This window comes from Polyangium sp. 6x1 (assembly GCF_029946515.1).
In the GTDB taxonomy this organism is placed as follows: domain Bacteria; phylum Myxococcota_A; class Polyangia; order Polyangiales; family Polyangiaceae; genus Polyangium.
Genome location: NZ_JARZHH010000002.1, coordinates 353,608 through 380,309, shown reverse-complemented (window position 1 = coordinate 380,309; position 26,702 = coordinate 353,608). Strand labels below are relative to the sequence as shown.

Genomic DNA, 26,702 nt, shown 5'->3' with positions numbered 1-26,702 from the left:
CTCATCCGCCCGGCGCGAACATGAGGGGGTAGACCACCGTCACGATCCCGCCTTCGGGCCTCGGGAAGCTCAGGCCTTCGAAGGAGCGCACGATGCATGACACGACGCCGCCGTCGGGCATGTCCGACCCGCCGTTGCCCACGTTCGACACCGCGCCGTCGGCGCCGATCACGAAGCGCACGGAGACGCGCCCCTGGAGGTTCGGGTTGTTGCGCAGGCCGTTCTCGTAACAGAGCCGGAAGCGCCCGAAGTTCTGCCGGATGATCCGCCGCACCACCTCCGGAGGCAGCCGACCGCTCAGGGCCATTGCGCCCGGTCGCGTCTGCGTGGCGCCGCGCCCTTTGGGCTCCGGGGGTTCGTCGTAGCGAATCGGCGTCGCGGCCTTTGGCGGCTTCGGCGGCCGATCGTAGAGCAGCCCGATCAGGCCGGTCTCGCGGGCGTCTTCGGGCTCACCGGCACGCGCACGGGCAAACTCTTCCGCGTTCCAGCGCTCGCCCGCGGCCTGAAGCGAGCGCATCCACGCCGCTTCGATCTCCATCTCCGTGCGGCTCTTGCGTTGCCGGCGCTGTGCCCTGCGCTCGAGGCCCGCGATCTCGTCGGCGTAGAGCCCTTCCATCTCCCGCTCGTTGCTGCGTTGGATCATCTGCTGGATGTAGAACCGCTGATCGTCCGTGATGCCGTCGAAGTCGTCGTCGTCGATGGGCTGGAACCGCGAGGCCACGAACACGAAGACGAGCAGGTGGAGCAGCACCGAAGCGAGGTGCGAGAGCCCGAGGCGACGCTCGAGCATGGGCTCGCGTGGCGCGCGGGGAGCGCCGTCGCTGCCGGTGATCTCGATCGTGATCGGCCCGATGCGCACGGCGATCGTCCCGCCGGACCCGAGCGGAATCTCGGCGGCGTCGCGGGAAACGCGCGAGGTCTCGGCGAAGCCACGCGCGATGGCGCGCGCGGGGGTCATGGGTTTGCCCTCGCCGCCGATCACGACACGCGCGCCCTTCGGCACGATGACGCGCACGTCGCCGTCCCAGCGCGCGAGCAGCACGGCCGCGCGGGAAGCGCCCACGATCTCCGCGGGCAATGCGACGTCGCAACCCTCCTCGTCGCCGACGAAGAACGAGCGCGGCGGCGAGAGCTCCACGGCGGCGAGCACGCAGTCGCTCCCCCATCGCACGACGACGTCGACGGCGCGCGCCGCGGCGCTCACCCTTGCATCCCGAACCGGCGGATCGGAGGCCACGGACACACCGACCACGACACCCTCCCGATCGTTCCAGCCGAGGACCTGCGCCTGGAGGAAAGGTACACGAGGGGGGCACGCGCAGGAAGGGAGGGCGTTCACGCGCGCACGCGCGCTCGGCGACGACCTCACACGCGTGCCAGACGAAGCTCCGATCCTCGAACGAGGGTCCACATACGTCACAGCTGACGAACGAGCCCTCCGAAGCTCACCTCCCACACATGCCAGCGGCCGAAGGAGGTCGGATCCGAGGACCCACACATGTCACAGCCGCGCGGGAGAGGTCGGAACGGGCGACCCACACACGTCACAGCTCCCCGAGGAGGTCGGGGCGGACGCATCCCACGCGCCCCAGGTGGGCGAAGCACGTCGGTGAGGACGCGTGGCGCGTGTGGGAACGACAAAAGGAAACCGCCGAGGCCACCTCCCACGTGTGTGAGGTGGCCCCGGCGGGCGAGAGAGGGGCGTTGTTGCGCTGGATCAGCTGCCGGGCTGGAACATGATCGGGTACGTCACGGTGACGATGCCGTCCTCCGGCGCCGGGAAGCTCATCCCGTAGAACGAGCGGACCACGCAGGAGACCGCGTTCTGGTCGGGCAGATCCGACCCGCCGTTCGACACCTGCGAGACGCTGCCGTCGCGACCGATCACGAACCGCACGGCCACGCGGCCCTGGAGGTTCGGGTTCGTCCGCAGGCCCTGCTCGTAGCAGAACCGGAAGCGACCGAAGTTCTGCCGCACGGTCCGCTGGATGATCTCGGCCGGGAGACGACCGGTCGTCGTGACACCCTGCGGACGCATGATGGGCGCGCTCGTCTTGTGATCCTTCGGCTTGAGCTGGCGGTTGAAGCCGCCGGGGCCGCCGAGGTTCACGCCGATCGTGTTGATGCGATCGATGCCGATGCCCTCACCCTTGCCACCACCACCCTCCTCGTGGCCCGACACGCCGAGACCACCCGAACCCGCGGCCTCGTCGATCGACGAACCCCACATGTTGCCGAGGGCGCTTCGATCGTCGCTGCCGAACGAAGTGTCGCCGCCCCACTTCGCCGTGACGGCGCTCGGGTCGCCGCCGTTCATCACGTTGAGCAGGCCGATCATGCCGAAGTTGTGCGCCTCGCTGATCGCCGCCTGGCGCGCGATCTGCGGGTCCGTGTTGTTCTTGTCCCCGAAGATCGCGAACCGGCCGTCACTCTTCCTGCTCGTCGTGCTGCCCATCTTGCCTTCGCTGTCCTGGGCGCGCGCGCCGGAGCTGCCGCCGGGGGCCTTGTCGGTCGTCTCGACGAGCTCGGGCGTCTCCTTCTTCTCCTCCTCGCGCTCCGCGCTCACGTCGAGCGCGTGCTGAATGAAGTACTTGTCCTCGTCCGAGATCGCGCCCTCGTCCGTCACGCCGAGGGGCGGGAGGAAAAACGCGGCCGCCGCGAGCAGACCGGCGTGCACTGCGAGAGAGACGCCGTGCCAGGACAGACCCTTGCCCTGCATCGCCACGGCAGAGCCCTTGACCTTGCGGCCCGCCTTCACGCTCGCGACCTGGATGGTCAGGCCGCCGATCTCCACCTTCACCCGCGCGCCGAGCGAGAGCGAAACCTCGACGCTGCCCGCGAGCGCCGCGCACGGCATCGCGTTCGTCGCGTCGACCGGAGCACGCCGGCCCTCGGTCTCGATCGAGGCCTTCGCCGTCGCGGGAACCACGACACGCGCCTTGCCATCCGCGCCCACGAGCACGACCGGGAGCTGCGAGGCGCCGAGCGTGGCCGCGGGGATCACGAAGTCCGCGTTCTCCTCGCCGACGTGGAACGGACGAACCGGCGAGAGGTGCGCGACGTGGAGGATCGAGTCGCCCCACAGGATCATGATCTCGACCGCCTCGTCCGCGCGCTCGCACTCCTCGGCCGGGACCTCGGGGCCGCTCTTGACGAGCGCGTACGTGTACGAACCCTCGGGCGCGTCGGCGGCCACCGTCTCGGGCTCGCTCGCCTTGTCGGCGAAGAGAGCGCGGGGATCGAAGGGGCGCGCCTGGGTCGCGCCGAAAAGATCCACGGGCGCCTTGGCGACGAACGGGTTGTTCGAGTCGAGTGCCTGCTTCTTCTCGTTGCGATGATCCATGACAAACCTCTCCTGATTTCCTCCGCGCACGGCGGGGATCGCTCTCGTCTGTTTTCGTGAAGCTCTGCTACGCGGGCGACTCGTCGGATGCCCTCTCCAGGGCGTCCTCGCGTCTCATCCGGCGTTCAGCATCGCGTCCACGTACCTAACGACAGCGAGATCGGGGGCGGGTTCCAGAAAAGCGACATGGACCCGAAACAGCGGGGATCGCAGGGAAATGGGCGGCGCCGGGGGCTCAGCTCGCTCGCGTCTCGGCCGGCGCGGGCGTCCGACCGAGGAGCGCCCGGGACGACTCGATGAGGAGCGCGATCGCGAGGCCGACGAGCAGCACGCCGACGACGCCGTTCATCGTCGCCGTGTTCAAGGAGAAGCCGCCTTCGCGGATGGTGCCGAAGGCGTGGCGGATCTGCGCGATGAGCGCCCAGAGGGTCACGGTCATGACGAAGACCATGGGCACGGCCGTGTACCAGACGCGGCGCTTCTCGCGGTGGAGCCACACGGTGACGGCGAGGAGCGTGAGCGCGGCGAGGAGCTGGTTGCTCGTGCCGAAAAGCGTCCAGAAATCGAGGTAGGCGGGCCGCACGCCGGGCCCGGGCGGGCGCGCGGTGGCGACGAAGTACGCGGGGGGGACCAGGGTCAGCGCCGCGGCGATCGCGCCCGCCTTGCGCTTCTTGCTCCAGCCGAAGAGCTCCTCGAGGACGTAACGGCCGAGGCGCGTGGAGACGTCGAGCGTGTCGAAGACGAAGGTGGAGAAGGCCATCGCGCCGAACGTCGCGGCGAAGAGGAAGTGCTCCTTGCCGAGGATCACGGTCATGAAGCGGCCGACGCCGTCGCCGTAGATCTTGCCGGGGCCGGGGAGCTTTCCTTCTGGCGCGAGCGTGATGACCGTGGTGAGCGCGATGATGGCGACGAAGGCTTCGAGCAGCATCGCGCCATAACCCACGGGGTGCGTGTGCGACTCCTTGGCGATCTGCTTCGAGGTCGTGCCGGAGCAGACGAGGCCGTGGAAGCCCGAGCAGGCGCCACACGCGATGGTCACGAAGAGGAACGGGAAGAGCGAGCCGAAGGGGCCGCCGGCGTCGAAGGTCTTGAAGGCCGGCATGCGGATGTCGAACTCGCCCGGATAACGCAAGCCGCCGAAGAAGAGGCCGATCGTGCCGACGGCGAGCGCGAGATAGAGGACGAATCCGCCGAGGTAGCCACGCGGCTGCAGGAGCAGCCACACAGGCAAGAGCGAGGCGATGAAGCAGTAGACCAGGATGCCGAGGCCCCACGCGCGTTGCGGGTTCTCGAACGGCAGCACGAACGAGGTGGAGACCTTCGTGCCGAGCCAGACGACGCCGAGCGTCGCGGGCACGAAGATGATCGTGGTGAGCCAGAGCGGGGGCTTCCAGCGCTTGTCGATGAGGCCCATCAGGACCGAGAGGCCGAGGTACATCGTGCTCGCCGCGGCCACGGCGCCGCCCGGGTTGAAGCTGTATTTGCCGCCCTCGAACTCCTCGGTCTTGCCCACGAACGTGCTCGCCGTGATGTCGGCGAAGGCCACGATCACGTAGATGAGCGCGAGCCAGATGAACGTGAGGATGAGCAGCCACGCGCGCCGGCCGAGCTGCCGCCGGACGATCTCGGCCACGCTCTCGCCCTCGTGACGCACGCTCGCCACGAGCGCGGAGAAGTCGTGCACGGCGCCGATGAAGATCACGCCGAAGCCGATCCAGAGCACACACGGCACCCAGCCGAACATCTGCGCCGCGAGGATCGGGCCCGCGATGGGGCCCGCCGCGGCGATGGCGCTGAAGTGCTGTCCGAGCAGGTAGAAGGGCTTCGTCGGCACGAAGTCCTCGCCGTCCGCGCGCCGCACCGCGGGCGTCTCCTTGGCGTCGTCGAGCACGTAGTTCCGCGCGATGAGGCGACCGTAGGAGAAGTAGCCGACGGTGAGGACGACGATGACGCCGAGCGCGAGCAGGGGCAGCACGCGGCGAGTATACGGCCACGCCGCGTAGGTCGAAGCGCGTTACGAGCTCCGCGCGAGGCTCGCGAGCGCTCGCTGTGCAGAGCGCCTTCGCGTGTCGGCCTCGTCCCGCAGGCGCCGCATCTCCGTTTCCATCGGGCCGATGCGTTGCTGCATGGCGTCGAGCTCGCTCACGTACCGCGCCCGCAGCGCCCCCTCCGCGCCCGCGTCGCGCAGCACCGCGAGCTGCTCGGCGATCTTTCCGTGCCGGGTGAAGATCTCGACGAGCTCGTGATCGAGCCGCACCCGCTCGGCTTCGAGCTGCGCCGCCTCCTCGACGTTGCGGGAAAGCTCGGAAAGAACGTCGAGCTGCGAAACGTCGACCCGCCCGGAGGAACGCCAGGCCTCGATGTGCCCGGCCTCGATCGACTCGTAGGCCAGGCGCGTCGACTCGGTCCACGCCTCGCGCACCTCGAGCGTCGCCTCGCCGCGCGGCGGGACCTCGACGCGGAAACGTGCGGCACGGAGCGTCTCCGCGATCGGCGCGATGCCCTCGCCGGTGAGCGTGCGGCCGTCCTTGCGCGGGATCTCGATGGCGACGTCCACGACCGTCGCGTGATCGCTCCGCACGCGGAACGCGTGGCGCTCCTCGATGCGCCGCTGTTCGATGAGGCCGCCCGCCTCGAAGACGAGGCCTGCGAAGGTCGTGTCCTTGCGGCTCGTGCGGTGGCAACGAACGCCGGGGTCTTTCGTGAACGAGACGCGCACGGGCGCGCCGCGCGCCGCGGCCCCGACCGCGGACTCGCCGACGTAACGTCCGTCGTCGTAGACCGCGCATCGGCCCTCTTCGAGGCGCACGCCGGTGTCGTTGTCGAAGCAGAGCACGAGGTCGGGGCTCGGCCCCGCGCCCTCGCGGAAGAGGCGCTCCTTGCGCACGCGGACGCTCGCGGCGAGCACGGGGATCATCGCGGCGCCGCGGCGCGAAATGGAGACGGGGCCCTCGGCGACCCACTCCCTCGGCTCGGCGGCGGCCGCGGCGGCGAGCTCGGCGGCGGCCTGCTCGGTGTCCATCGTGTCGGCTTCGTCGAGGCGCTCCGGCGGCCGTCCCGCAAGCGCGACGAGCGTGCCGATCGGCGCGGCGGCGCGGATCGTCGCCGGCTGGCCGTGGGCCCTCCGCGTGCGTTCGAGCTTCGTGGCGTTCTCGGTCTCGTCGTCGCTCCGCCGATCTCCGCGCCCGTACGAATCACTCGACGCCGCGGCGGCTTGCGCGGACGACAGCACGAGCTCCACGTCGTCGAGATCCTCGTCGAGCGGGTTCTGCACGAGCGCGAACGCAAAAAGCCTCGCCTCCGCGCCGCTGAGCGCGAGCCGATACGAGAGCTGAAACGGCGCCGCGGGCACGACGTAGAGCACGCGCACGTCCTCCACGCGGCCTGCGAGGACCACGCGCACGGTGCGACCATCCCCGCCCGCGGAGGCGCGCCCGCGGTTCACGAGCACGTCGAGGCTCCCTTGCAGCGCGGGATCCGCGAGCTCGATCTGCCGCACCGACGCCATGTCGACGACCTCGATCTGCCCCGCGCCCGTGCGCAAAAGCAGCCACCTGCGTGGCCCTTGCCCGCTCGTCGACTCCTCGAAGCCGAGCACCTCGCCCTCGATCGGCCCGTCGCCGCCGAAGGCCCGCACGCGCCGACCTCGCGCGGCGTGCACGATGCCGCGCAGCGTCGTCCCTGGCTCGAAGCGCAGCTTTCGTTCGGCGAGCGCGGCGTCCGGGTCCTCGGGCGCGTCGAAGGCGAGCGCCGTCGCTCGCCCCTCGCCGCGCTCCACCCAGACGACGAGCGATCGGAGCACCTCGCCGAGCTCGGCGCGGCCGAAGGGCAACTCGAAGCTGCCGTCTGCGCTGCCGCGCCGCTCGACGTGGGCGAGGCCCTCCTTGGAGAGGACCACGCGGCGGATGCGGGGCCCAACATTTCGTCCCATGCGAAACGGAGGTTATCGCCGAAGCGCACCCCGAGAAAAGCGCGGGCGCTTGACCTGCCGCATCGGCTCGGAAACGATGCATGCATGCGTCACTTCCTCGTCGCTCTCGTCGCGCTCTCGGGTCTCCTCGCCGGCTGCTCGCACCGGGCGCCGCCTCCCGCGGCCGATCCCGGCTGCGGATGCGCGGCTCGGCAAAACAATCAGCAGTCGTCGCAGTGGTCGCGCTAGAGACCACGACCGATCGGTGAACGCGCCGCGGCGTCGACCCTTTCGAGGCGCTGCGACGCTCCCCCATTTGTGAACGACGTGCGGCTGGGGACCATTACGAGGAGACGAGCTCGTTCGGGCCGAAGTGCGAGGAGCAGTCTCGCCAAGGCGCCCTGACGCCGCTACACCTCCCGGCAGGAGCCATGCACATCCTGCCCGACGTCTCGGCGCGCCTCGCGCGCTTCGTGCCCACGCCCATCGACGCCGACCTCGACGCGCTCGCGCCGGAAGAACGCGAGGTGCTCCTCCACCTCGTCCGCGCGTCCTTGCCGATCGACGCGATCTTCCTGCGGCAATCGTTCGCCGAGGCGCCGGACATGCGCGAGGCGCTGGCAAAGGAGACGTCGCCGCACGCGAAGGACGCGCTCGCGTATTTCGATCTGTCGGCCGGGCCCTGGGATCGGCTCGATCAGGAGCCGTTCGTGGGCGAAATGCCGAGGCCGCCCGGCGCAGGGTATTACCCGGTCGACATGACGAAGGACGAATTCGAGGCGAGGATCGCCGCGCATCCGGCCGAGGCGGACGCGCTCCGGAGCCTCTACACGCTCGTCCGGCGCTCTGAAAAAGGGCTCGTCACGACTCCGTATTCGATTGCGTTCCGGTCGTTCCTCGGGCCCGTCGTCGCGGAGCTCGAAAAGGCGGCGGCGACGACGAAGGACGCCGGGCTTCGGCGGTACCTCGGCGCCGTGGGGAAATCGCTCGGGGCGGACGAGTATTACGAGAGTGACCTCGCCTGGATGGACATGGAGAGCCGCGTGGAGGTCACGATCGGCCCGTACGAGACCTACGAGGACCGGCTCTTCGGGTACAAGGCCGCGTTCACCTCGTTCGTGACCGTGATCGATCCGTCCGCAAGTAGCACGCTCGCGCGATTGAAGTCGGAGCTGCCCGCGATGGAGCAGAACCTCCCGATTCCGGACGCGCACAAGAACCCGAACCGCGGCACCGATTCGCCGATCCGCGTGGCCGACCTCGTGTATTCGGCCGGCGACACGCGGGCCGGCGTGCAGACGCTCGCGTTCAACCTCCCCAATGATGAGCGGGTCCGCGAGGCGAAGGGGAGCAAGAACGTCCTGCTCCGCAACGTGATGAAGGCCAAATTCGAGGGGATCCTGAAGCCGATCGCGGCGCGGGTCCTCGCGCCCGAGGAGCTCGCGCGCCTCTCGGCCGACGCATTCTTTCATCACACGCTCTTGCACGAGCTCTCGCACGGCCTCGGTCCCGGCCGGATCGTCGTGGACGGCGCCTCCACCGAGGTGCGGCTGCGCCTGGAGGAGCTGCATTCGCCGTTCGAGGAGGCGAAGGCGGACGTGATGGGGATCTACAACCTCCTCTTTTTGATGGATCGCGGTGTCCTGCCGGCCGAGGGGCGGTCCGCGCTCTTCTCCACGTTCCTCGCCGGCATGTTCCGCGCGACGCGCTTCGGAATCGAGGAGGCGCACGGCAAAGGGACGGCGCTCCAGCTCCACTGGCTGATGGAAAAGGGCGTGATCCGCGAGGATGCGGCGAGCGGGCTCTTCTCGATCGACCACGAAAAGGTGCCGGGCGCGATCCGCGCGCTGCTCGGCGAGATCCTCCTCGTGCAAGCCCGCGGCGACAAGGAAGGCGCGCGGGCCATGCTGTCGAAATACGGCGTGATGTCGGAGCCGCTTTCGCGCGCGCTCGGCAAGCTCGGCGATATCCCCGTGGATATCCGTCCGATCTATCCGGCCGCCGAGCGGCTGCTCGGCGTCACGTCATAACTCGAGCGACGAGGGCGACGTGGCGCGGACCGTCGCCTTGCGCGGCGGAGGCGGGATCTCCGGGTCGAGCGCGGCCGGGTCCGCCTCCGCGGGGGGCGGCGGGATCGAGAACGGCGCATTCACGAGCGAGCGCGTCCGCTCGTAGAGCGCGCGGCAAAGCGCGAGCGAGGGCGGCGTCCGGTTCGCGGCGAGCGCGTGCACCTCGGCCTGGACGGCCGCATTGATGGGCGTCGCGATGCCGAGCGAGAGGCCGCGGCTCGAGACTTCCCCATTCAAGAAATCCACCGCGGGCGGGCGGCCGCGCTCGATCGCGGCGAGCATCGACGAGCGCATCTTGCGGAAGCGCGTGCCGACCGCGAGCAAAATGGCGTGCTTGGCGAAGAGCGAGGGCGAGGCGACGGCGACACGATCGGCGTCGGAGAGCGCAATCCAGTCGAGGTCGAGCGTGCCCGAGACCTTCTCCAGCTTCACGCCCGAAGCGCGCGCCACGAGCACGACCTCCGTCATGATCTCCAGCGTGAGCCGACGAATGAAGCGATGGCGCAAGAGCGCGCCGAGCCGGTCGCCGCCGAGCGCGCCGAGCGAGGTGATCGCGCAGTTGATCGCGAGCTTCGACCAGCGCGCGCCGGCCAGGTTGTCCGTGAGGATCGTCTCGCCGATCGAGCCGAGCGCCTTCGCCAGCGGATACAGCCTGTCGTCGGGCTGCCCATCCATGCGGCCCAGGACAAACCCTCCGGGGGACGTGCGCTCGTACACGCCGGGCTCGACCATGGACGCGCCCCACGCGACCACGCCGCCGAGCACGCGCTCCGGGCCCGCGATCTGCGCGAGGCGCGGCTCGCAGAGGCCGTTCTGGAACGTCACCATCGCGCCCGTCTCCGCGAGGAACGGCAGCACGGAGCGCGCGGCCTCCTCCACCTGCGGCGGCTGCGTGGCGAGCAGGATGTAATCGAACGGCTCGGTGCCCGGCGGAAGCTCGGGGATCGCCCGCCCGCGCACGGTGCCGGGGCTGTTCTCGCCGAGCACGCGCAGGCCCTTCGTATTGATCGCGTCCGCGATCCGTGCATTCGTGGTCAGCGCCGTGACGTCGTGCCCACCCGCGAACAGGTGCGCGGCCACGAGGCCACCGATACCGCCGCATCCAACGACAAGAAAGCGCGGTCCAGAGGATCGCGCGCCGCTCGAGACGCCGTCTTGGCTCATGGGACTTTCGATTCTACATCGAATGCAGAGCTGCGCGAGGCAATTCTGCAATGCCGCGACGCATTATTGCTTGGGGACGAAGACCTCGAGGGCGCCGGGCACCATCTCGACCTCGAGCGGCAAGCGGCCGAGCGGCTCCCCGTCGACGTCGAGCAGGAAACGATCCGCGACGTCCTCGTTCAAAAGTTCCAATTGGATGCGCTCGCAGCGGTAGTGCTTCACGTCGAGCGAGTGCACGTGCGTGCCGGTGTACATTCGCGATGAGACCAGAAAAAAACGAAGGCGCGACGCGGCGCCGAGGTCGACGACGTCGAAGAGCCCGTCGTCCGGGTGCGCCATCGGCGCGACCTGCATGCCGCTGCCGAAGTACCGGCCGTTGCAGATCGCCAGGCAGCGCGTCTCGATCGTCTCCTCCCGGGAGCCGTCCTCCCGCCATATCGTGCATTTGACGCGGCCCACGACGCTCTGCGCGAGGCCTTTCACCGAGGACGTGAAATAGGCCATCGTGCCGCCGAGCGTGCGCGTCGACTCGGCCACGAGCTGATCGACGAGGCCGCTCATGCCGACCGAGAGGATGTTCACGAAGTAAGAGCTCTTCTTCTCGCCGGTGTGCGTCGCGTAGGAGAATCGGCCGATGTCGACCGCGCGCGTCTTGCCCTCGGCGATGGCCTCGCAATAACGATCGAGGCGGTTCTCGAGGCCGAGCGTGCGCCGGTAGTCGCCGCCGGTGCCGGCGCCAAGGATGCCGAACTTCGGCAGCTTCTTGCCGCCTTCGCGCGCCTCCATGAGCCCGCAGACGGCCTCGTGGATCGAGCCGTCGCCGCCCACCGCGATCACCATCTCCCGCCCCTCGTTCGCCGCGTCGCGCGCGATGTCGACCGCGTGCCGGGAACGTTCGGTGAACACGACGTCGACGCTCCCGAGGTGGCGCTCGATCGGACCGCGCATCTTCTCGAAGAGCGCGCCCGTCTTCCCTCCCGCCGACTGGGGGTTCACGATGAGAAGCGGCTTCATCGATGTAACCCTTGCCATGACATGACCGCGCGCCACAAGATCGAACCGGCCTCGTTCTCCACTCTCGGGCGCGCCGCGAAATGTTTTTCGCGCCTCCCACCAGACAACGAAGGCGACGATCGAGGCGAGGGGCCCGCGAGCGAACAATGGTCGACCAGCGAAAAACCGTAGCCGAAGACGTGGTGATCGCGGGGCGAGGCCTGCACACGGGGGCGCACGCGGACGTGACAATCCGCCCCGTCGGAGCGGGCGAGGGCCGTTTCTTCGTGCGGATGGATCTGCCGGGCGAACCCGTGATCCGGGCGCGCGCGGCGTTCGTCGTCGATACGACGCGCTCGACCACGCTCGCGAATGCAGGGGCGTCCGTGCGGACGCCGGAGCATTTGCTGGCGGCGCTCGCGGGGATGGGCGTGGACGACGCGCGCATCGAGATCACGGGGCCCGAGGTGCCGATCCTCGACGGCTCGGCGCTGCCGTGGGCCGAGGCGATCGCGCGCGTGGGGCTGTCGGCAGCGTATGCGCCGCGGCTCGAAACGGTCCTGGAGGCGCCGATCTGGGTGCCTTCGAGCGGTGACGCGTTCGTCGCGGCGATCCCCGCGCTGGAATTGAGGTTTTCCTGTGGAATCGCGTTCGACGCGGCGCCGATCGGCGAGCAATGGGCCTCGTTCGTGGCCTCACCCGAGCGATTCCTCGCGGAGGTGGCGCCGGCGCGGACGTTCGGGGTCCTCGCGGACGTGCAGGCGATGCAGGCGCGGGGGCTGCTCGCGGGCGGGAGCCTCGACGCGGCGCTCGTCTGCGACGAGACGCAATGGCTGAACGGCCCGCTGCGCCTCCCGAACGAGCCGGCGCGCCACAAGCTCCTCGATTTCGTGGGAGATCTGGCGCTCCTCGATCCGCTGCCGCGGGCGCATTACCTCGCGTTCAAGGCGGGGCACGCGCTGCACGTGCGGCTCGCGCAGCGGCTCTCCGAAGGGGGCTGATCGAGCCTCCGCGTCCAGGACGGTGCCCACGAATTCAGCATTTCCCGATGGATTCGCCGCTGCCGCCATGTTCTCCTCGACGCCATGCGTCACACGAGTCTCGCTCTTCTTCTTACGGCCACGCTCCTCGGCTGCTCGCTCGATTCGCAGCAGACCCCTCCCACCACGAATCCGGACGCGGGCGGCGGCGGCGGCGGCGCGGGGGGCGAACCGATGGACGCGGGGCCCGATGCCCCGGCCGACGCGGAGCCTCCGCCCGATCCGGTCCCGCCGACGATGTTCGTGCCGACCGCCGTCGGCAAGGGCGGCGCCGCGGCGACGGTGGATCACCGCGGAACGTGGGCCGCGATCGAGACGCTCAAGGCCGGCGGCAATGCGATCGACGCGGCCGTCGCCGCGGCCGCGATGCTCGGCGTGACCGATCCATTCTCGTGCGGCGTCGGCGGCGGCGGGTTCATGCTCGTATGGCTCGCCGACAAGAAGCAGGCCGTGGTGATCGATCACCGCGAGACGACGCCGCAGGGAATGAAGCACACGGCGTATTACGAGAACGGCGCGCCCATTGCATTCAACGATCTGCTCACGAGCGGCCTCTCCGTCGGCGTGCCCGGCACGCTGCGCGGCTGGGACGAGGCGCTGCGTCGTTATGGAAAACTCCCGCTCGCCGACGCGCTGAAGCTCGCCATTTTCGTGGCCAAGAAGGGGTTTGATGTCGACCCGACGTTCTTCGATCAAACGACGCGCAACATCGATCGGTTCCGGCAGATCCAGAGCACGCGCGCGCTCTTTCTGAACGCAGCCGGCGACCCCTTCCCCGTCGGATCGATCTTCACGAACCCCGACCTCGCCGCGACGTACGAGCTCATCGCGAAGAATGGCCCGGCGGTCTTTTATGACGGCGACATCGGCAAGGACATCGTCGCGACCGTGACGAACCCGCCGTTCACGGCGGACGCGACGATCGTACCTCGCCCGGGCTTCATGGCGGTCTCGGACCTGTCGGCCTACGAGGCGCGCGTGCGCCCCGCCGTGCAAACGACCTATCGCGGGCTCACGATCCTCGGCGTCGGTTTGCCTTCGAGCGGCGGGCTCACCGCGGGCATGACGCTGAACCTGCTCGACGGATTCGATGCGGCTTCCATGAGCAAGGCGGATTTCCTGCACCTGTGGCTCGAAGCCTCCCGCCTCACGTATGCGGATCGAAATACCTTCATGGGCGATCCCGAGTTCGTGAACGTGCCCGTGGAGGGAATGCTCTCCGCGGCGTACACGGCCGAGCGGCGGGCCCTCCTCGATCCGACGATGGCCTCCGTCGAGGCGAAGCCCGCGGGCAATCCTTTCGCGCATCAAATGGATCCGAGCGGCGCGAAGCCGAAGCCGCCGGCCTGGGTCTCCGCCGGAGAATCGCCCGCCGACCTCGATCCGGAGACCACGCACATCACGGTGGCCGATTCCTTCGGGAACCTGGTCTCCTATACCTGCACGATCGAATACGAGGGCGGCAATGGCATGGTGGTGCCGGGGCGCGGGTTCTTGCTGAACAACGAGCTGACCGATTTCAACATCCCCGCCACGCCGGACACGCCGCACCCGAACGTGCTCGAACCGGGCAAGCGGCCGCGCAGCAGCATGAGCCCGACGATCGTGCTCGCGAACGGCGCGCCCGTGCTCGCGCTCGGCTCGCCCGGCGGCGCGACCATCATCACGACCGTGATGCAGATCCTCGTGAACCACCTCGATTTCAAGATGCCGATCGACGAGGCATTGGCCGCGCCGCGCGTCTCGCAACGAAACGCGCCGAACGCCACGAGCAGCGCCGAGCCGCTGTTCATGAGCTCGCCCGAGGCGACGGCGCTCCAGGCGCGCGGGCATGCGTTCTCGGACGCGGGCCTCATCGGCGCGGCGACGGCGATTCGTTTGAATGACGATGGGACGGTGACGGCCGTCGCGGAGCCCGTGCGCCGCAATGGCGGGAGCGCGATGGTGGTGGAGCCGAAATGAGGGATTGAATCCGCGCCTCTGCGGGATCCCGGGGAAGCTCAGGCCTCGGGATCTTGCAGCAGATACCCGGCCATTTCATCGATCAGCGGAATCGCGTCCGGCTCGTGCACCTCGGCGACCTTGCGGGCCGCTTCGAGCGCGCGCGTCGCCGTCTTCACGTCGTTCGTCGCCACGCAGAGCTGCGTCGTCGCGAGCAGCACGGGCAGGAGCGCAGCCGGATCCTCGGCCTGCTCGGCGGCCGCGCGCGCGCGCGGCAAGAGGTCGCGGGCGCCTTCGATGTCGCCCACGGAGAGCGCCGCGACGATCTTGTTCGAAAAAAGCACGGCGCGCTGGGCCGGATCCTCGGCTTGTCGCTCCAGATCATCCGCCGACATCGACGCGAGCCGCTCCATCTCGAATGCCTGCGCGAGCCCGGCGCGCAGACGCCCGAGGCCCTCGACGTGCTCGGTCAGGTTCGCCGCCTGGGCGTCCTTCTGCGCCTGATCCAGCACCGCGAGCGCCTCCTCTTCGCGACCGAGGCTCGCCAGCGCCCGCGCTTCGAGCGCGCGCGAGGGCGCGAGCAGGTCGGGCACGGCCGCGAGCGACGGCTGGAGCGCCTTCACGCGCTTCAGCGCCTCCTCGAATTGCCCCGCGCCGAGCTCGTTCGCGGCGAGCGACAGGACGCTCCGCGGATCGTCGATCCCTTCCTCGGACATGACAAACCTTTCTCGCGCCTCAGCGCTCTTCCTTGGGCCGCTTTTCCGGCGGCAAATAATGGGCCCCGAATCCCTTTTTTTCGAGCCAGGCCGAGAGCAGCTCGCGCCGCTTCGCCTCCTCGAGCCCCGATTCTTCGAGGCCGAGATCCACGGCGATGCTCGCCACGAGCGAGCAACGATGCTCCCCGGGCGAGAGCTTCGCCTTCTCCGTCTCGTCCTTGCAAACCCGGAACACCGCTTCGTACTTTTCGAGCGTCGCCTTGGCCTTCGCTTCCTTCGAGCACCCGACGGCGAGCATGGACAAGGCGAGGACGAGCGCGGCGAAGGCGCGCGGGGTGTGGATTTGCATGAGGCCGGTGTTCCTGCCGTTCGGGCGGCAGCGCACCGTACACGAGGGCGCGGGGGAACGGAAGGGCGGGATCTAGCCGCGGCGGAGAACGATGGCCGCCTGCGGTTCGAGGACGCGGAACGTGAACGACTCGGTCAGGAAGAGCTCGACCCGCTGTTTTTCATGGTACGCGTATCCGATCGAGAGATCCTGCCCGACCGTGAGCTCGAAATCGCCGCCGCGCACGGAGAGCAGCACCGCGCCGGAGAGCGCGGGCGCCCACACGACCGGGTGATCGATGATCTGTCGCTCGATGCGCTTCAGGATCGGATAGCCGTCGTCCGAGCCCGCCGCGAGCTCGTCGTATTCACGCGAGCCCGCCACGAGCACGTACGGGCCCGTCACGCCGGCCGACCGGAGGACCTCCTTCGCCTGCACGACCGCGGCCGGAAATGCAGGGACGCTCGGGATGCGCACAGGCGGATACGGGCTCTTCTGCACGATGCCGTGGATGTCGCCCTCGGCATATCCATGAAAAACGGCGCCGTCCTCGACCCGCGCGATCCGCTCGGCCGCCTGCACCACCGCGGACATGTCGAGGTCGTCCGCGCCGCGCGCCGCCGCGTCGAGGTCCGCGAGGTCGAGCACGATCGGCGTGCGCAGCTCGAGGAGCGGCTGCGACGTGCGCTGTCCAATGGACACGCCGGGCACGGGGCCCTCACCGAGCGGGCGAAGCCGGCCCGTGTTGACCGAGGCATACCCCCAGCCGAACGGCCCGCGGAAATCGACGAGCTTGCGCGCCGCGAGGCTCAACTGGAGCACGCGCCGCGCCTCCGCGTCGATGAGCGCGAAGGCCTCGGGCAGGATCGGTGCAAGGTCACGACGAAGCAGATCCAGGGCCACGATTCACCTCCCCCTCAAGCTGCCAATGCCGAGCCCACGACCCGGGCCGCCTCGCTCGGGCGGCGACGCGTCCGCGCCCTCGCTTTCGCCTAGGGCCGCGGCTTTTCCTTCCTCGCTCGCCTCGATCTCCGTGATCGGGACGTCCTTCAACAAATAGGTGCGGATATTCTTGTCGAATAGGGAGTCCTGTCGGCGAATCCATTCGAGGTTCATCATCGCGTGCTCGATCTCCTCGGCACGGTTGTGCAAGAGGACGGCACGAAGCTCCGCGTCGTCCGTGACCTCGGCACGTTGCGCGTACCAATCGATGGCCTCGAGCTCCTCGATGAGGGACCAGAGCGCTCGGTGCATGTCGCGAGCCGCGGGCGACAGGGCGTCGTATGGCTCGTGGTAGGTCTCGCTGCCCATGCCCTTCGGATGCTGGATCCGGGCGCGAGTTGCGGAGCGTCGGGGGCAAACGCCGCGCGAGCAGGCGCGGCCCGAAATCAGTAGTGGATGCGCGGTCCTTGGGTCTGTCCGGCTCCCTGCTTCACCGCGTTCGCGAGCAGGAAAATCGACACCGGCAGAAGCACGCCCGCGACGATGTGCATGAGCGTCGTGAGGACCTGCGAGAGCGTGTAGAGCGTCCCGAGTCCCGCGCCCGCGAAGCTCAGCGAGAAATTCACGAGCTGACGCAAAACCGAGGCGAACGACATGATCGCCCCCGCGCCCGCGAGGCAATACCCCGCGGCGGCATGCGTCTTCTTCACCGTGCCGAGGCCCACGGCGACGAGGGCGACCCCGAGCAGCGTGAGCACGCCCGAGCTCGCCATGCCGAGCAGGCCCATCCCAAGTCCGCTCAGCCCGCCCATGCCCCACCGCCCTTCGGCTGCTGCCGCGTCTCGGCGAGCTTGTACGACCCGAACGCGATCCCGCCGTAGAACACCGTGCCCGTGACGAGCCAGATCACGGTGCCGATGGCGTGCATGAACATGAACGCGTCGCCCTTCACCGTCATCGCGTCGAGGAGGAAATCGAGCACGAGGCCGAAGAGCCGCACGCCCCCGGCGGCCGCGAAGACGACCCCCGCGTTCTGGTTCACGGGCCGCACGAGGACGATCCCCAGCACGAGCACCGCGATGGCCACCAGGACCTGCACGCCGCTGCCGACGCCCCCGATCACGGACAAAAAACCACGTTCTGCCGGGTTCATCCATCCTCCCACGCGCCGCTCGGCGCTCCGTCGACGAACGGGCCCGACAGTACACTTGTCCGGGACACACCGCGAGGGAAGAAGGCTCTCGACCGGACCGGCCCGAATTCATGCTACGACGCGCGCCGTGTCCCTCCCCGTCGGGCTCGCCGTCCTCGCGCTCGCCGTCCTTCTCGGCGGCATCGCTGCGATCTGGCGCGACCACGGGCACCGCGTCATGCCGGGCCTCGGGACGTTCGCGATGGTCGCGTCCGCCGCGATCGCACTCTTGCACCTCCTGCCCGAGGCCATCGCCGAGGCCGGCTGGCTGGCGCTCGCGGCCGCCGCGGCCGGCTTCCTCGTGCCGTTCCTGATCGAGCGGCTCGCGCCGCAGCGGGGCGCGCACGCGGACGATCCCACGCTCGTCATGGGGTACGTCGCGGTGCTCCTGCATCAGGCCGGCGAGGGCACGGCCGTCGCCTCGCTCGCGCGCGCGGGCGAGCTCAACCCGACGATCGTGCTGGCGATCGCGGGGCACACGGTGCCGCTCGCGATGGTGGTGGCGATCCAGGCGCTCGAACACGTGACGGGGCCGAAGAGCAAGCCCGTCGCGGCGCTCTCGCTCGCCGGCTGCGCGCTCGCGACCGTGGGCGGCGCGCTCTCGCTCGACCTCGTGGGCGAGGCGCGCATCGCCTCGATCCGGCCGTGGATCATCGCGGCCGTGGCGGGGCTCTTGCTGCACGCGCTCTCGCATGCGCCGAAGGCGAGCGAGGAGAACGCGCGGAGCCGGGTGACGGAGATCGTGGCGGGGCTCGTGGGGCTCTCGCTCGCGCTCGTGAGCCTGGAGCACGACGGCTGGGTGCTCTACCTCGGCTGGCCCTTGCGCGTCGCTGGCCTCGTGGTGCTCGTCGCGGCCGTGGTCGCGAAGGGCCTCTTCACGGGCGCGCGAACGGTCGCGGAACATCCGCTGCGATCGGACGGACGAGATCCTCGGGCTGGATGAGCCACGTCGGCTCGGGGACGTCCTCGAGCTCGTAGAAGCCGCCGCAGAACACCTCGTGCGGGCACGCCTCGCAGACGGGCTTTTTCACGCGGCGCTCGCGCAGGTACTCGAAGAGGTTCACCTCCTCGTTGTTCACGAAGAGCATGTGCCGTTCGAGCTTGAGCATGTCGCCGAGGAGGAACGCCTCGTAGCCGGGCATGAAGCAAAACGGCAGGTTGATGACCTGGATCTTCATGCGATCGCGGAAGTCGTCGATGACGCGCATCGTCTCCTTCGCGGCGGCGCTCGTGTCGGGGCAGACCGAGCTCGTGGCGCGGCCGAACGGCGTGAGGAACTGGATGTTGAACCAGCGCAGGCCGAGGTCGAACACGAGCGCGGCGACGTCGTGGAGTTTTTTGTGGTTCGACTTCGTGAGCGTGATGTTCGCGCCGAGCTCGACGCCGGGCGGCGCAAGGCGGACGAAGTTCTTCACGCCCGCGACGGTCTGATCGAAGGCCTCGGCGACGCCCACGTTTTGCGCGTGGGTCTGCGCGTCGGGGCCGTGGATGCTCGTGAGGATCGAGGTGACGCCCGAGTGGACGAGCTTCTTCGCGTAGTCCTCGTAGCTCGACATGCGCGCGTTCGTGGTGACGTTGACGCGCTCGTAGCCGATGCGGCGGGCGAAGCCGACGAGACGGACGAGGTTCGGGTTGAGCGTGGGCTCGCCGCCGTCGAAGTCGAGCAACGTGACGCCGAGCTTCCGGTACTTCACGAGCAACTCGCGCTGTCGGTCGAGGTCGCCGTCGAACTGCGTGCGCGTGCCGGTCGCGCAGAACGTGCAGCGGTTGTTGCACTTGTAGGTGACGTTCATGATCACCTTCTTCGGGCCCTCGGAGGCGCCGATGCGCTGATCGAACGTCCACTTGAAGCGGCGGAGGTCGTCCTCGGTGAAGGCGTCGGTCTCGATCGTCGGCGCTTGCTGGAAGCGCGGGCCCCAGTCGCTCACGACGGGCAGCGCGCGGCCCTTCTTCTTCGCCTCGGCGCCGAGGCGCGTGCCGGGCAGGGGCGTGGCGAACTGGACGCTCGGGAACGCGCCCGTCTCCTCGAAGAGGTCGAGCGCGAAGGCGAGCGTGCCGTTGATGTCGCGCTTCGTCTCGCCGGGCAGGCCGATCATGAAGTGCACGAGCATCGGGAGCGCGGCTTTTTGCGCGAGCTTCGCCGCTTCCCGGATGGCCCCGAGGTCGAGCTGTTTGTCCACGACCTCGTCGACGACGCGTTGCACGCCGCTCTCGGCGCTCACGCTGAGCGTGGTCAAGCGGCCCTTCATGGCCTCGACGTGCCGCGGAAGGATGTAGTCGGCGCGCACGCCGTTCGGGATCTCGAAGCGCAGATCGTGTTTTTCGACGAGGTCGAGCACGGCGTCGAAGTGCCGCTCGTTCACGTTGACGAGCTCGTCGAGCAGGTGGACACGACGCACGCCACGCGCGGCGAGGTCACCGAGGAGGCGGTCGAGGTAGGCGGGGCTGTAGCGGCGCTGGGTCTTCGGCGCGATGAGCTCGCCGTCCTTGCGGGCCGTGGGGTTCGAGGAGCAGTGGACGCAGCGGTAGGGGCAGCCGCGGCTCGTGAGGATCGGCGCGCTCTGCCCGTCGATCGGGAAGGCCCAGTGAGGGCGACCGAGGCCGCGGATCATGGCCTCGTGGAAGGCGAAATATGCCGGCAGATCGACGAGGTCCCACGCGGGCAAGGGCAGGTCGTCGAGGCGCGGCGGCTCCTCGGGGACGGTGGCGAACGGCTCCTCCGGCCGGCCTCGTCGAACGAGATCGGAAAAAACCTGTGCGAGGACGCCTTCGGCCTCGTAGCGGATCAAGGCGGAGACCTCGGGGTACGCGGCGAGGATCTCGCGCGACGGGACGTCGACGACGTGCTGGCCGCTCTGGTAGAGGTCTGCCAAGACAAGGGGACGATCCGGACGATGCGCGGCGAGACCAGCGAGGAGCTTCCCAAGCAGATCGTCGCGCAAGGGCGGCCTGTGAAACGGCGTGTACGCGACGAGGACGGCGTCGGCCTCGGGAGAAACACGCGCGAGGACCTTGCCGAGCGGCGCGCCGAGCCACACGTGGCCCGCGTCGTCGTCGTGGCTCGCGAGCGTCGCGCCCTCCATCGCGAGCGCGTCGACGAGGTCGACCTCGAAGCCCGACGCGCGAAGGACCGCGGCGGCCTGGAGGGCGCCGAGGTCGGCGAAGTACGGGTAGTCGATGAAGTCGCGCGAGACGCGGATCGGAGGGAAGACGATCGCGATGCGAGACATCCGCCGTATCGTATAAGGGAAGGGCTCCGCATGGCGAAGGTTGTTTCCCCGAAAAAAGTGGCCGCACTCTCCGTCGCCCTCACCGCGGCGATCGCCTCGTGGTCCTCGCCCTCGAGCGCGCAAGAAGGCCCGCGCGGCGGCCGAAGCACGACAGAGGCGCAAGCCGAGGCGAAGAAGGAAGAGGCCGGCGTGCGCACGCTCGGGACGAGCGGCCTCGAAGACGAGAAAGACCCGACGCTACGCGAGGTGACGGCGGAGCGGCGGAGCAGCTTCACGTTTGGTCTCGCGATCGGCGCGTCGCTCGGCAGCGTCGCGGGGTTCCCGAACGACCCGACGAAGATCGGCCTCTTGCGGTACTACACGGACACCGGGATCGGGGCGGGCTTCGGCGGGCGCGCGTGGGTGGGCGTGGCGCTGCGGGACTTCTTGACGTTCGGCCTGACGTTCGGATCGCTCGGGATCAGCGCGGGCGACAAGGTGATGTTCAGCGGGATGGTCGGGTTTCACACGGAGATCTACCCGCTCTACACGCTCGGCGGAGCGCTGCGCGACCTCGGGCTGATGGCGGAGACGGGCGTGGGGACGGCGATCGTGACGCCGGCCGACGACCAGGACACGCTGCTCGTCGACGGAGGTTTGACCTCGGCGCTCGGGCTCGGGGTGTTTTACGAGGGGTTCCGGCTCGGATCGAAGGTCGGAATGGGGCCGTATCTCTCGTACGATTACATGTACGGCACGTCGATCCGCGGCGGGGCGTTCGTGCTCGGGTGGCGGACGGCGCTTTATCCGCTGCAGAAGTGACCCCCGCAGGCTGTTAAACGCCGACGAATACCTCGTCCCACTCCTGCTCGCCGAGCAGCCATTCGAGCGCCTTGCGTCGCTCCAAAATGACGTTCGGCTGGATCTTGCCCGGCAAGCTCATTCGTTTGCGCGCGGCGATCTCGATTCCGCGGTGCAAGCAGCGAGCGAGGTCGCACGCGGCGAGGACCTCGTCGAGGCGGCGCAATCGGCAGCGCTTGCGCAAGGCGCGCACGTCGCGGGCGTCGTCGAGCTCGCCGAAGATCATGGCGAGCTCGGGTCCACAAATGCGCGAGTAATCGAGGGCCCGGAAGAGCGAGGACGCCCAGCCGAGCGCCCAGAGCGCCTCCATGCGTTCGAGCAGGACTGCGGGCACGTCCTCGGCGCGCCCCTCGAGCACGCGCGCCTCCGAGGGCGAGAGCGCGCCCGTGATGCCGATCTCGGAGACCCAATCGGAGGCGATCTCGGGCGGCATGCCCGACGCGCAAGCGATCACCGCGTCGAGCGCGAGCATGCGGTCGACGACCTCGTCCTTGTCCCGTAAAACCCCGCGGTCCGTGAGCAGCGGCAAGCTCACGTCGACCGGATACCCGAGCCGACGCGCCATGAAGAGCGAGCGCTGGCGGATCATGCGCAGCGCCTCGCCATCCACGGGCGAATCCCCCGACGCGCGTCCCCCAGGCGCCTTCACGGTTTCCATGCCCCCGACACAACCCGCTCGTGTCCGCCGAGGTCTTTCTGGATCTCGATAGCGGTAAAACCCTGCGCGGCGAAGAGGGCGCTCACGTCCTCGGCCTGGCCGGACATCACCTCGACGGCGATCACGCCGCCCGGGGCGAGGAAACGCGGCGCCTCGGCGGCGATGCGCCGGAGGAGCACGAGCCCGTCCGACCCGCCCGAGAGCGCGAGGTGCGGCTCGAAGCCGCGGATGTCCACCGCGAGCGTGTCGATCTCGGCCTCCGGGATGTACGGCGGGTTCGCCGTGACGAGGTCGAACACGACGCCGCGGCCTTCGAGCGCGGAGAACAGGTCCGAGACGCCGATCGCGCAGTTCGTGGCGCCGAGGCGCACGACGTTCTCCCGCGCGACCTCGGCCGCGTCGGGCGAGAGGTCGAGGCCGAGCACGCACGTGGTCGGTCGTTCCCGCGCGAGCGAGATCGCGACGCAGCCCGAGCCCGTGCAGAGGTCGAGCACGCGGGCCGAGAGGTCGAGGTGGCGCGTGCGCGCGAGCGCGACCTCGACGAGCGTCTCGGTGTCGGGGCGCGGGATGAGGACACGTCGATCGACGCGGAAGGGCCGACCGTAAAACTCGCGCACGCCGAGCAGGTACGCGATCGGCTCGCCGTTCCGGCGGCGCAGGAACAGCTCGCGGTACCGCGCGAGCTCGGCCTTGTCGAGCGGGCGCTCGGCGTCGACGAGGAGCTTGATCCGGTCGATGCGCAGGACGTGGCAGAGCAGGAGCTCGGCATCGAGGCGCGCCGAGGTAAACGCTCGCTTCTTGAGGTCGTCCACCGCCCACGCGAGCACGCGGCGGATCGTCCACGCCTCACCCGGCGCCTCGCCGCGCGTCGCCGTCACGTGCGGCCGCCTGCCTCGGCCGCGCGGCGGATCGCCTCGGCGACCACGCCCTCGACCTCACGCCGGATCTCGTCGCGCCGCTCGGGCGTGCTCGCCTCGAAGCGCAGCACGAGCACGGGCTGCGTGTTCGACGCGCGGCAGAGGCCCCACGCGCCGTCGCCGAAGTCGAAGCGACCGCCGTCGATGTCGAGCACGGGGCGCTTTCCGCGGTAGTGCGCGACGACGTCCGCGACGACGGCGAACTTGAGCGCGTCGGGGCAATCGACGCGGATCTCGGGCGTGACGAACGTGGGCGGCACGTCGGCGAGCAGCTCGCGCAGCGTCTTGCCCTCGGCCGCGACGATCTCCACGAGGCGCACCGTGGCGTAGACCGCGTCGTCGAAGCCCGGCCAGCGGTCGGCGAAGAACATGTGGCCGCTCATCTCGCCGGCGAGCAGCGCGTGCTCTTCCTTCATCTTCGTCTTGATCAGCGAGTGCCCCGTCTTCCACACGAGCGGCCGCCCGCCATGCTTCGCGATGTCGGCGTAGAGCGTCTCGGAGCACTTCACCTCGCCGAGGATGGTGGCGCCGGGATGTTCGCGGAGCAGCGCGCGGGCGTAGAGCAGGAGCAGTTTGTCCCCCCAGACCACCTCGCCCGTCTCGTCGATCGCGCCGATGCGATCCCCGTCGCCGTCCCACGCGACGCCGAGCGTGGCGCCCGTGGCGAGCACGCGCTCGCGCAGCGCGGCGAGGTTCGCGGGGACCGTGGGGTCGGGGTGGTGGTTCGGGAAGGTGCCGTCGATGTCGCAATAAAGGGCCTCGGGCGCGAGCCCGAGCGCAGAGAGCGTCGCGACGCCGAGCGGACCGGCCGCGCCGTTGCCGGCGTCGATGACGAAGCGAACGTTGGTATGCGCGAGGCGGCTCGATTGACGGACCGACTCGATGTACGCGGCCTCGACGCGGGTCTCGGTGAGCTTGCCGCGCGCGGCGGGCGGCTCGGCGAGGGCGACCTCTTGCTCGATGAGGTCGGCGAGGGCCTGGATGTCCTTGCCGTAGAACGAGGCCTTTCCGCGCATCATCTTGAAGCCGTTGTCGGGCGCGGGGTTGTGGCTCGCGGTGATCATCACCGCGCCGTGCGTCTCGAGGTGATGCGCGGCGAAGTAGAGCATCGGCGTCGGTCCCACGCCGACGTAGATCACGTCGGCGCCGCCCGCGAGCAGGCCCTCGGTGAGCGCCGCGAAGAGGCGATCGCTCGACAGGCGGCCGTCGCGCGCCACGGCGACGCGGGGAGTTCCCACGTCCTTGCGAAGGACGAACGCGAAGGCGCGGCCGAGCTCGCGGGCGAGGTCGTCTTCGAGGTCTCGATCGGCGACGCCGCGGATGTCGTACTCGCGGAAGATGTGGCGCGGGATCTTCATGAGGATGCCTACTCGCCCGCGGATTTGGCACGTCGGGCGAGGGAACGAAACCCCAAAGTTCGCCCGGGGTCGGGCCGCTCGCTGCGCACGGGCGGGCCGTGGGCGGGGAACGCGACTTGCACGTTCGCCCGGGCGTGAACCGACTCAGCGAACAGGATCTGAGGGCGTCGGGCGCGATGACGTTGCCCGTGGATCAACAGCGGCGAGCGCTCGAGCACAGGCTGGAGCTGGCGAAGGAGCGCCTCGTCGCGGATCTCAGTCGTGTCTCGTCGATGCTGAAATCGAGCGCCGGCTCGATGCGCAAGAACATCGTGCGCGCCGCGGTCACGATCGGCGGGCTCTTGTTGCTCGGGATCGTGACGGCCGTGGTGCGCCGCCGTCGGCGCCTCGTGTGGCGCCCGCTGTGAAGGAGGGCGAGCGATGAACCAGGAGCGACCATCGAACGGAAACGGGCACGCGCGCCTGCGCGGCTCGGCGACGATGCCGGCCGGCATCACGGAGCGCGAGCTGCCGCCGATCGCGCGGCGGCCGGCCGGCGAGGGTCTGTCGACCGGAGAGGCGCTCGCGGCCGTCGCGCGCGACACGATCGACGTGGCGACGGAGCTCGTGCGTGACGGCATCGCGCTCGGAAAGCTCGAAGCGCAGCGGGCCGTGGGCGAGATGGTGCCGCGCGTGGTGTGGGGCGTCGTGGCGTTCACCTGCGGGGCCGTGGGGGCCGTGGTGGCGGTGATCGCGATCATGATCGGGCTCGGGGCGATCATCCCCTCGGTCGCGGGCCGGCTCGCGATCCTCGCGGGTGTGCTGTTCGTGGTCGCCTTCTTCGGCGCGGTGCGCGCGATGCGCTCGGGGCGGGTGAGCGCGAGCATGCCGATCAGCAGGACGGAGACGCCGGTCGAGGAGGGCGTGCACAAGGCAGAGCTGCCCGGCGTGACGCTCCCGGGCGAACCGGGCCGATCGCGGCCGATGGTGGGCCCGTAGAGGGGCTAGTCGATGTCGTTGTACCCGACCGGCGGCTCGGCGAGCTTCGCGACCTTCGCAGCGCCACGAAACACGTAATCCGAGTAGCTGTAGGGCCCATCCGACCAAACGAAAAAGTCTTCCCGAAGCTCGCCGCCCGGGGCTCCGTCGAGCAGCTCCGGCGCGGCGAGGATCGGGCCTTCCTGGAAGACGGGCGCGGAGGCGTCGACCTCCTCGCCCGCTTCTTCCATCGCTTCGAGCGCGCCGCGGTGCCGATCGGCGTCGAGCTCGTCGACGGGGAAGAGCTCCCAGTCGAGCAGGACGAGCTCGGGGTGCGGAGGAGCGTCGGCGGAGGCCTCGAAGGGCGCGTGGATCGCGGGGGGCAAACCCGTCTCGGCGAGCACCGCGCGCAGGGATTTTTTGTAGCGCTCGGCGGACTCGCCCGGGGTCCAGAATGCGCGGAAGACGGCGCAGACCTCGTCGGCGGTGGCCGGTCGCCAGAGCGAGGGATCCCGCGAGGAGATCTCGATCCCCTTCTCGCGGCTCTGTCGCGCGGCGAAGGCCTGTGCGTGCGGGGCGAAGGCGGGCAGGTCGGCGAGGGCGCGATCGACGGCCCAGTGGATGCGATGATCGACCTCGCGAACGTAGCGGTGTTTGCCGAGGGCGCGCAGGAGGCGCTCGATCTCTTCGAGGGTGCGCGCGGAGAAGGACCAGGCGAGCATCATGGGGTCTTATCGCTTCAGTCGTTGCAGGAGGTACGGGCGCCGATCTTCGTCGCGCCGACGTCGACGGTGCAGCGCGTGACGCACGCGTCGACCATGGGGGACTTCGTCTCGACGCACATGCGCTGGCAAGCGTCGCGGAGCGCGGCCTTCATGACCGGCCCTTTCTCGTCGCCCTCGCCGCGGGCCGTCGCCTTGAACGTCCCTGAGCCGGCGGTGATCTCCGTCGTGCACTCGACGCCGCGCTTGCAGCCGGCGAGGAGCGAGAGGACGAGCGGGAGCGCGAGGAGGACGAGGCGTGGGGTTCTCTCGAAGGCCTTCCGGTTCACGGCGCGGAAGATAGCAAAGGACGGGGACGAGCAGGAGCGAGGCGCGCGATGAT

General features: G+C 69.5%; 26 protein-coding genes. 8 read left to right on the top strand and 18 right to left on the bottom strand.

Features of this window, described 5'->3' with window-relative positions; all coding sequences use genetic code 11:
• Window position 1: 1 nt before the first annotated feature.
• From QHF85_RS04430 to QHF85_RS04415, 4 genes are all read right to left on the bottom strand, one after another.
• The gene (locus tag QHF85_RS04430) at window positions 2-1,252 is read right to left on the bottom strand and encodes an AgmX/PglI C-terminal domain-containing protein (protein WP_281325776.1); all 1,251 of its coding nucleotides are present in this window, start codon (window positions 1,250-1,252) and stop codon (window positions 2-4) included.
• Between the two features lie 465 nt (window positions 1,253-1,717).
• The gene (locus QHF85_RS04425; protein ID WP_281325775.1) at window positions 1,718-3,343 is read right to left on the bottom strand and encodes an AgmX/PglI C-terminal domain-containing protein; all 1,626 of its coding nucleotides are present in this window, start codon (window positions 3,341-3,343) and stop codon (window positions 1,718-1,720) included.
• A gap of 235 nt (window positions 3,344-3,578) precedes the next feature.
• Window positions 3,579-5,318: a carbon starvation CstA family protein gene (locus tag QHF85_RS04420; RefSeq protein WP_281325774.1), complete on the bottom strand. Its 1,740-nt coding sequence runs from the start codon at window positions 5,316-5,318 to the stop codon at window positions 3,579-3,581.
• A 39-nt stretch (window positions 5,319-5,357) separates the two neighbouring features.
• The gene (locus QHF85_RS04415; RefSeq protein ID WP_281325773.1) at window positions 5,358-7,274 is read right to left on the bottom strand and encodes a hypothetical protein; all 1,917 of its coding nucleotides are present in this window, start codon (window positions 7,272-7,274) and stop codon (window positions 5,358-5,360) included.
• Window positions 7,275-7,358: 84 nt separating this feature from the next.
• Between QHF85_RS04415 and QHF85_RS04410 the strand changes: the two genes are divergently transcribed.
• Window positions 7,359-7,502 carry a hypothetical protein gene (locus QHF85_RS04410; protein ID WP_281325772.1) on the top strand — a complete coding sequence of 48 codons (144 nt, stop codon included), beginning with the start codon at window positions 7,359-7,361 and terminating at the stop codon, window positions 7,500-7,502.
• A 182-nt stretch (window positions 7,503-7,684) separates the two neighbouring features.
• On the top strand, window positions 7,685-9,283 hold the full coding sequence (locus tag QHF85_RS04405) for a hypothetical protein (protein WP_281325771.1): 1,599 nt from the start codon (window positions 7,685-7,687) through the stop codon (window positions 9,281-9,283).
• Here the strand turns inward: QHF85_RS04405 and QHF85_RS04400 are convergent.
• Both QHF85_RS04400 and QHF85_RS04395 read right to left on the bottom strand, forming a co-directional pair.
• Window positions 9,278-10,486 carry a 2-dehydropantoate 2-reductase gene (locus QHF85_RS04400; RefSeq protein WP_281325770.1) on the bottom strand — a complete coding sequence of 403 codons (1,209 nt, stop codon included), beginning with the start codon at window positions 10,484-10,486 and terminating at the stop codon, window positions 9,278-9,280. The two genes, QHF85_RS04405 and QHF85_RS04400, sit on opposite strands and share 6 nt — an antisense overlap.
• Window positions 10,487-10,549: 63 nt before the next feature.
• Window positions 10,550-11,500: a diacylglycerol kinase family protein gene (locus tag QHF85_RS04395; RefSeq protein ID WP_281325769.1), complete on the bottom strand. Its 951-nt coding sequence runs from the start codon at window positions 11,498-11,500 to the stop codon at window positions 10,550-10,552.
• A gap of 146 nt (window positions 11,501-11,646) precedes the next feature.
• On the opposite strand from QHF85_RS04395, the gene lpxC reads away from it, so the two are divergent.
• A complete protein-coding gene (gene lpxC, locus QHF85_RS04390; protein ID WP_281325768.1) occupies window positions 11,647-12,480 on the top strand; it encodes a UDP-3-O-acyl-N-acetylglucosamine deacetylase in 834 nt (277 codons plus the stop codon).
• 84 nt (window positions 12,481-12,564) lie between these two features.
• Window positions 12,565-14,481, top strand: coding sequence for a gamma-glutamyltransferase (gene ggt / locus QHF85_RS04385; RefSeq protein ID WP_281325767.1), 1,917 nt, complete (start codon window positions 12,565-12,567; stop codon window positions 14,479-14,481).
• 38 nt (window positions 14,482-14,519) lie between these two features.
• Here ggt and QHF85_RS04380 read toward each other — a convergent pair whose 3' ends face one another.
• The 6 genes from QHF85_RS04380 to QHF85_RS04355 form a co-directional block, all read right to left on the bottom strand.
• Entirely contained in the window at window positions 14,520-15,176 is a 657-nt protein-coding gene (locus QHF85_RS04380; RefSeq protein WP_281325766.1) for a hypothetical protein, read from the bottom strand.
• Window positions 15,177-15,195: 19 nt separating this feature from the next.
• A complete protein-coding gene (locus tag QHF85_RS04375; protein ID WP_281325765.1) occupies window positions 15,196-15,525 on the bottom strand; it encodes a hypothetical protein in 330 nt (109 codons plus the stop codon).
• A 72-nt stretch (window positions 15,526-15,597) separates the two neighbouring features.
• A complete protein-coding gene (locus tag QHF85_RS04370; protein ID WP_281325764.1) occupies window positions 15,598-16,407 on the bottom strand; it encodes a family 1 encapsulin nanocompartment shell protein in 810 nt (269 codons plus the stop codon).
• A 3-nt stretch (window positions 16,408-16,410) separates the two neighbouring features.
• Window positions 16,411-16,815, bottom strand: a complete 405-nt coding sequence (locus tag QHF85_RS04365; RefSeq protein ID WP_281325763.1) for an encapsulin-associated ferritin-like protein — start codon at window positions 16,813-16,815, stop codon at window positions 16,411-16,413.
• 77 nt (window positions 16,816-16,892) lie between these two features.
• Window positions 16,893-17,258 (bottom strand): hypothetical protein, encoded by a 366-nt coding sequence (locus QHF85_RS04360; protein ID WP_281325762.1) that lies wholly within the window; start codon window positions 17,256-17,258, stop codon window positions 16,893-16,895.
• Entirely contained in the window at window positions 17,246-17,599 is a 354-nt protein-coding gene (locus tag QHF85_RS04355; RefSeq protein ID WP_281325761.1) for a hypothetical protein, read from the bottom strand. Before QHF85_RS04355 ends, QHF85_RS04360 begins: the two co-directional genes overlap by 13 nt.
• Before the next feature lie 127 nt (window positions 17,600-17,726).
• On the opposite strand from QHF85_RS04355, the gene QHF85_RS04350 reads away from it, so the two are divergent.
• Window positions 17,727-18,581: a hypothetical protein gene (locus tag QHF85_RS04350; RefSeq protein ID WP_281325760.1), complete on the top strand. Its 855-nt coding sequence runs from the start codon at window positions 17,727-17,729 to the stop codon at window positions 18,579-18,581.
• Here QHF85_RS04350 and QHF85_RS04345 read toward each other — a convergent pair.
• A complete protein-coding gene (locus tag QHF85_RS04345) occupies window positions 18,514-20,868 on the bottom strand; it encodes a radical SAM protein (RefSeq protein ID WP_281325759.1) in 2,355 nt (784 codons plus the stop codon). The genes QHF85_RS04350 and QHF85_RS04345 overlap by 68 nt on opposite strands.
• 30 nt (window positions 20,869-20,898) lie before the next feature.
• Here QHF85_RS04345 and QHF85_RS04340 point away from each other — a divergent pair, with 30 nt between their 5' ends.
• The gene (locus QHF85_RS04340; RefSeq protein ID WP_281325758.1) at window positions 20,899-21,669 is read left to right on the top strand and encodes a hypothetical protein; all 771 of its coding nucleotides are present in this window, start codon (window positions 20,899-20,901) and stop codon (window positions 21,667-21,669) included.
• A gap of 13 nt (window positions 21,670-21,682) precedes the next feature.
• Here the strand turns inward: QHF85_RS04340 and QHF85_RS04335 are convergent, their stop codons facing one another.
• Genes QHF85_RS04335 through QHF85_RS04325 form a run of 3 tightly spaced genes read right to left on the bottom strand, consistent with a single transcriptional unit; the run spans window position 21,683 to window position 24,641 of the window.
• Window positions 21,683-22,366 carry a DUF4272 domain-containing protein gene (locus QHF85_RS04335; RefSeq protein WP_281325757.1) on the bottom strand — a complete coding sequence of 228 codons (684 nt, stop codon included), beginning with the start codon at window positions 22,364-22,366 and terminating at the stop codon, window positions 21,683-21,685.
• A complete protein-coding gene (gene prmC / locus QHF85_RS04330; RefSeq protein ID WP_281325756.1) occupies window positions 22,354-23,244 on the bottom strand; it encodes a peptide chain release factor N(5)-glutamine methyltransferase in 891 nt (296 codons plus the stop codon). Before prmC ends, QHF85_RS04335 begins: the two co-directional genes overlap by 13 nt.
• On the bottom strand, window positions 23,241-24,641 hold the full coding sequence (locus QHF85_RS04325; RefSeq protein WP_281325755.1) for a phosphomannomutase/phosphoglucomutase: 1,401 nt from the start codon (window positions 24,639-24,641) through the stop codon (window positions 23,241-23,243). Before QHF85_RS04325 ends, prmC begins: the two co-directional genes overlap by 4 nt.
• A 134-nt stretch (window positions 24,642-24,775) precedes the next feature.
• On the opposite strand from QHF85_RS04325, the gene QHF85_RS04320 reads away from it, so the two are divergent.
• Both QHF85_RS04320 and QHF85_RS04315 read left to right on the top strand, forming a co-directional pair.
• The gene (locus tag QHF85_RS04320) at window positions 24,776-25,048 is read left to right on the top strand and encodes a hypothetical protein (RefSeq protein ID WP_281325754.1); all 273 of its coding nucleotides are present in this window, start codon (window positions 24,776-24,778) and stop codon (window positions 25,046-25,048) included.
• Window positions 25,049-25,061: 13 nt separating this feature from the next.
• On the top strand, window positions 25,062-25,619 hold the full coding sequence (locus QHF85_RS04315; RefSeq protein ID WP_281325753.1) for a phage holin family protein: 558 nt from the start codon (window positions 25,062-25,064) through the stop codon (window positions 25,617-25,619).
• Between the two features lie 5 nt (window positions 25,620-25,624).
• Here the strand turns inward: QHF85_RS04315 and QHF85_RS04310 are convergent, their stop codons facing one another.
• Together QHF85_RS04310 and QHF85_RS04305 are read right to left on the bottom strand one after the other, a co-directional pair.
• The gene (locus tag QHF85_RS04310) at window positions 25,625-26,323 is read right to left on the bottom strand and encodes a hypothetical protein (RefSeq protein WP_281325752.1); all 699 of its coding nucleotides are present in this window, start codon (window positions 26,321-26,323) and stop codon (window positions 25,625-25,627) included.
• Between the two features lie 14 nt (window positions 26,324-26,337).
• Window positions 26,338-26,649, bottom strand: a complete 312-nt coding sequence (locus QHF85_RS04305; protein WP_281325751.1) for a hypothetical protein — start codon at window positions 26,647-26,649, stop codon at window positions 26,338-26,340.
• Between the last annotated feature and the right edge of the window lie 53 nt (window positions 26,650-26,702).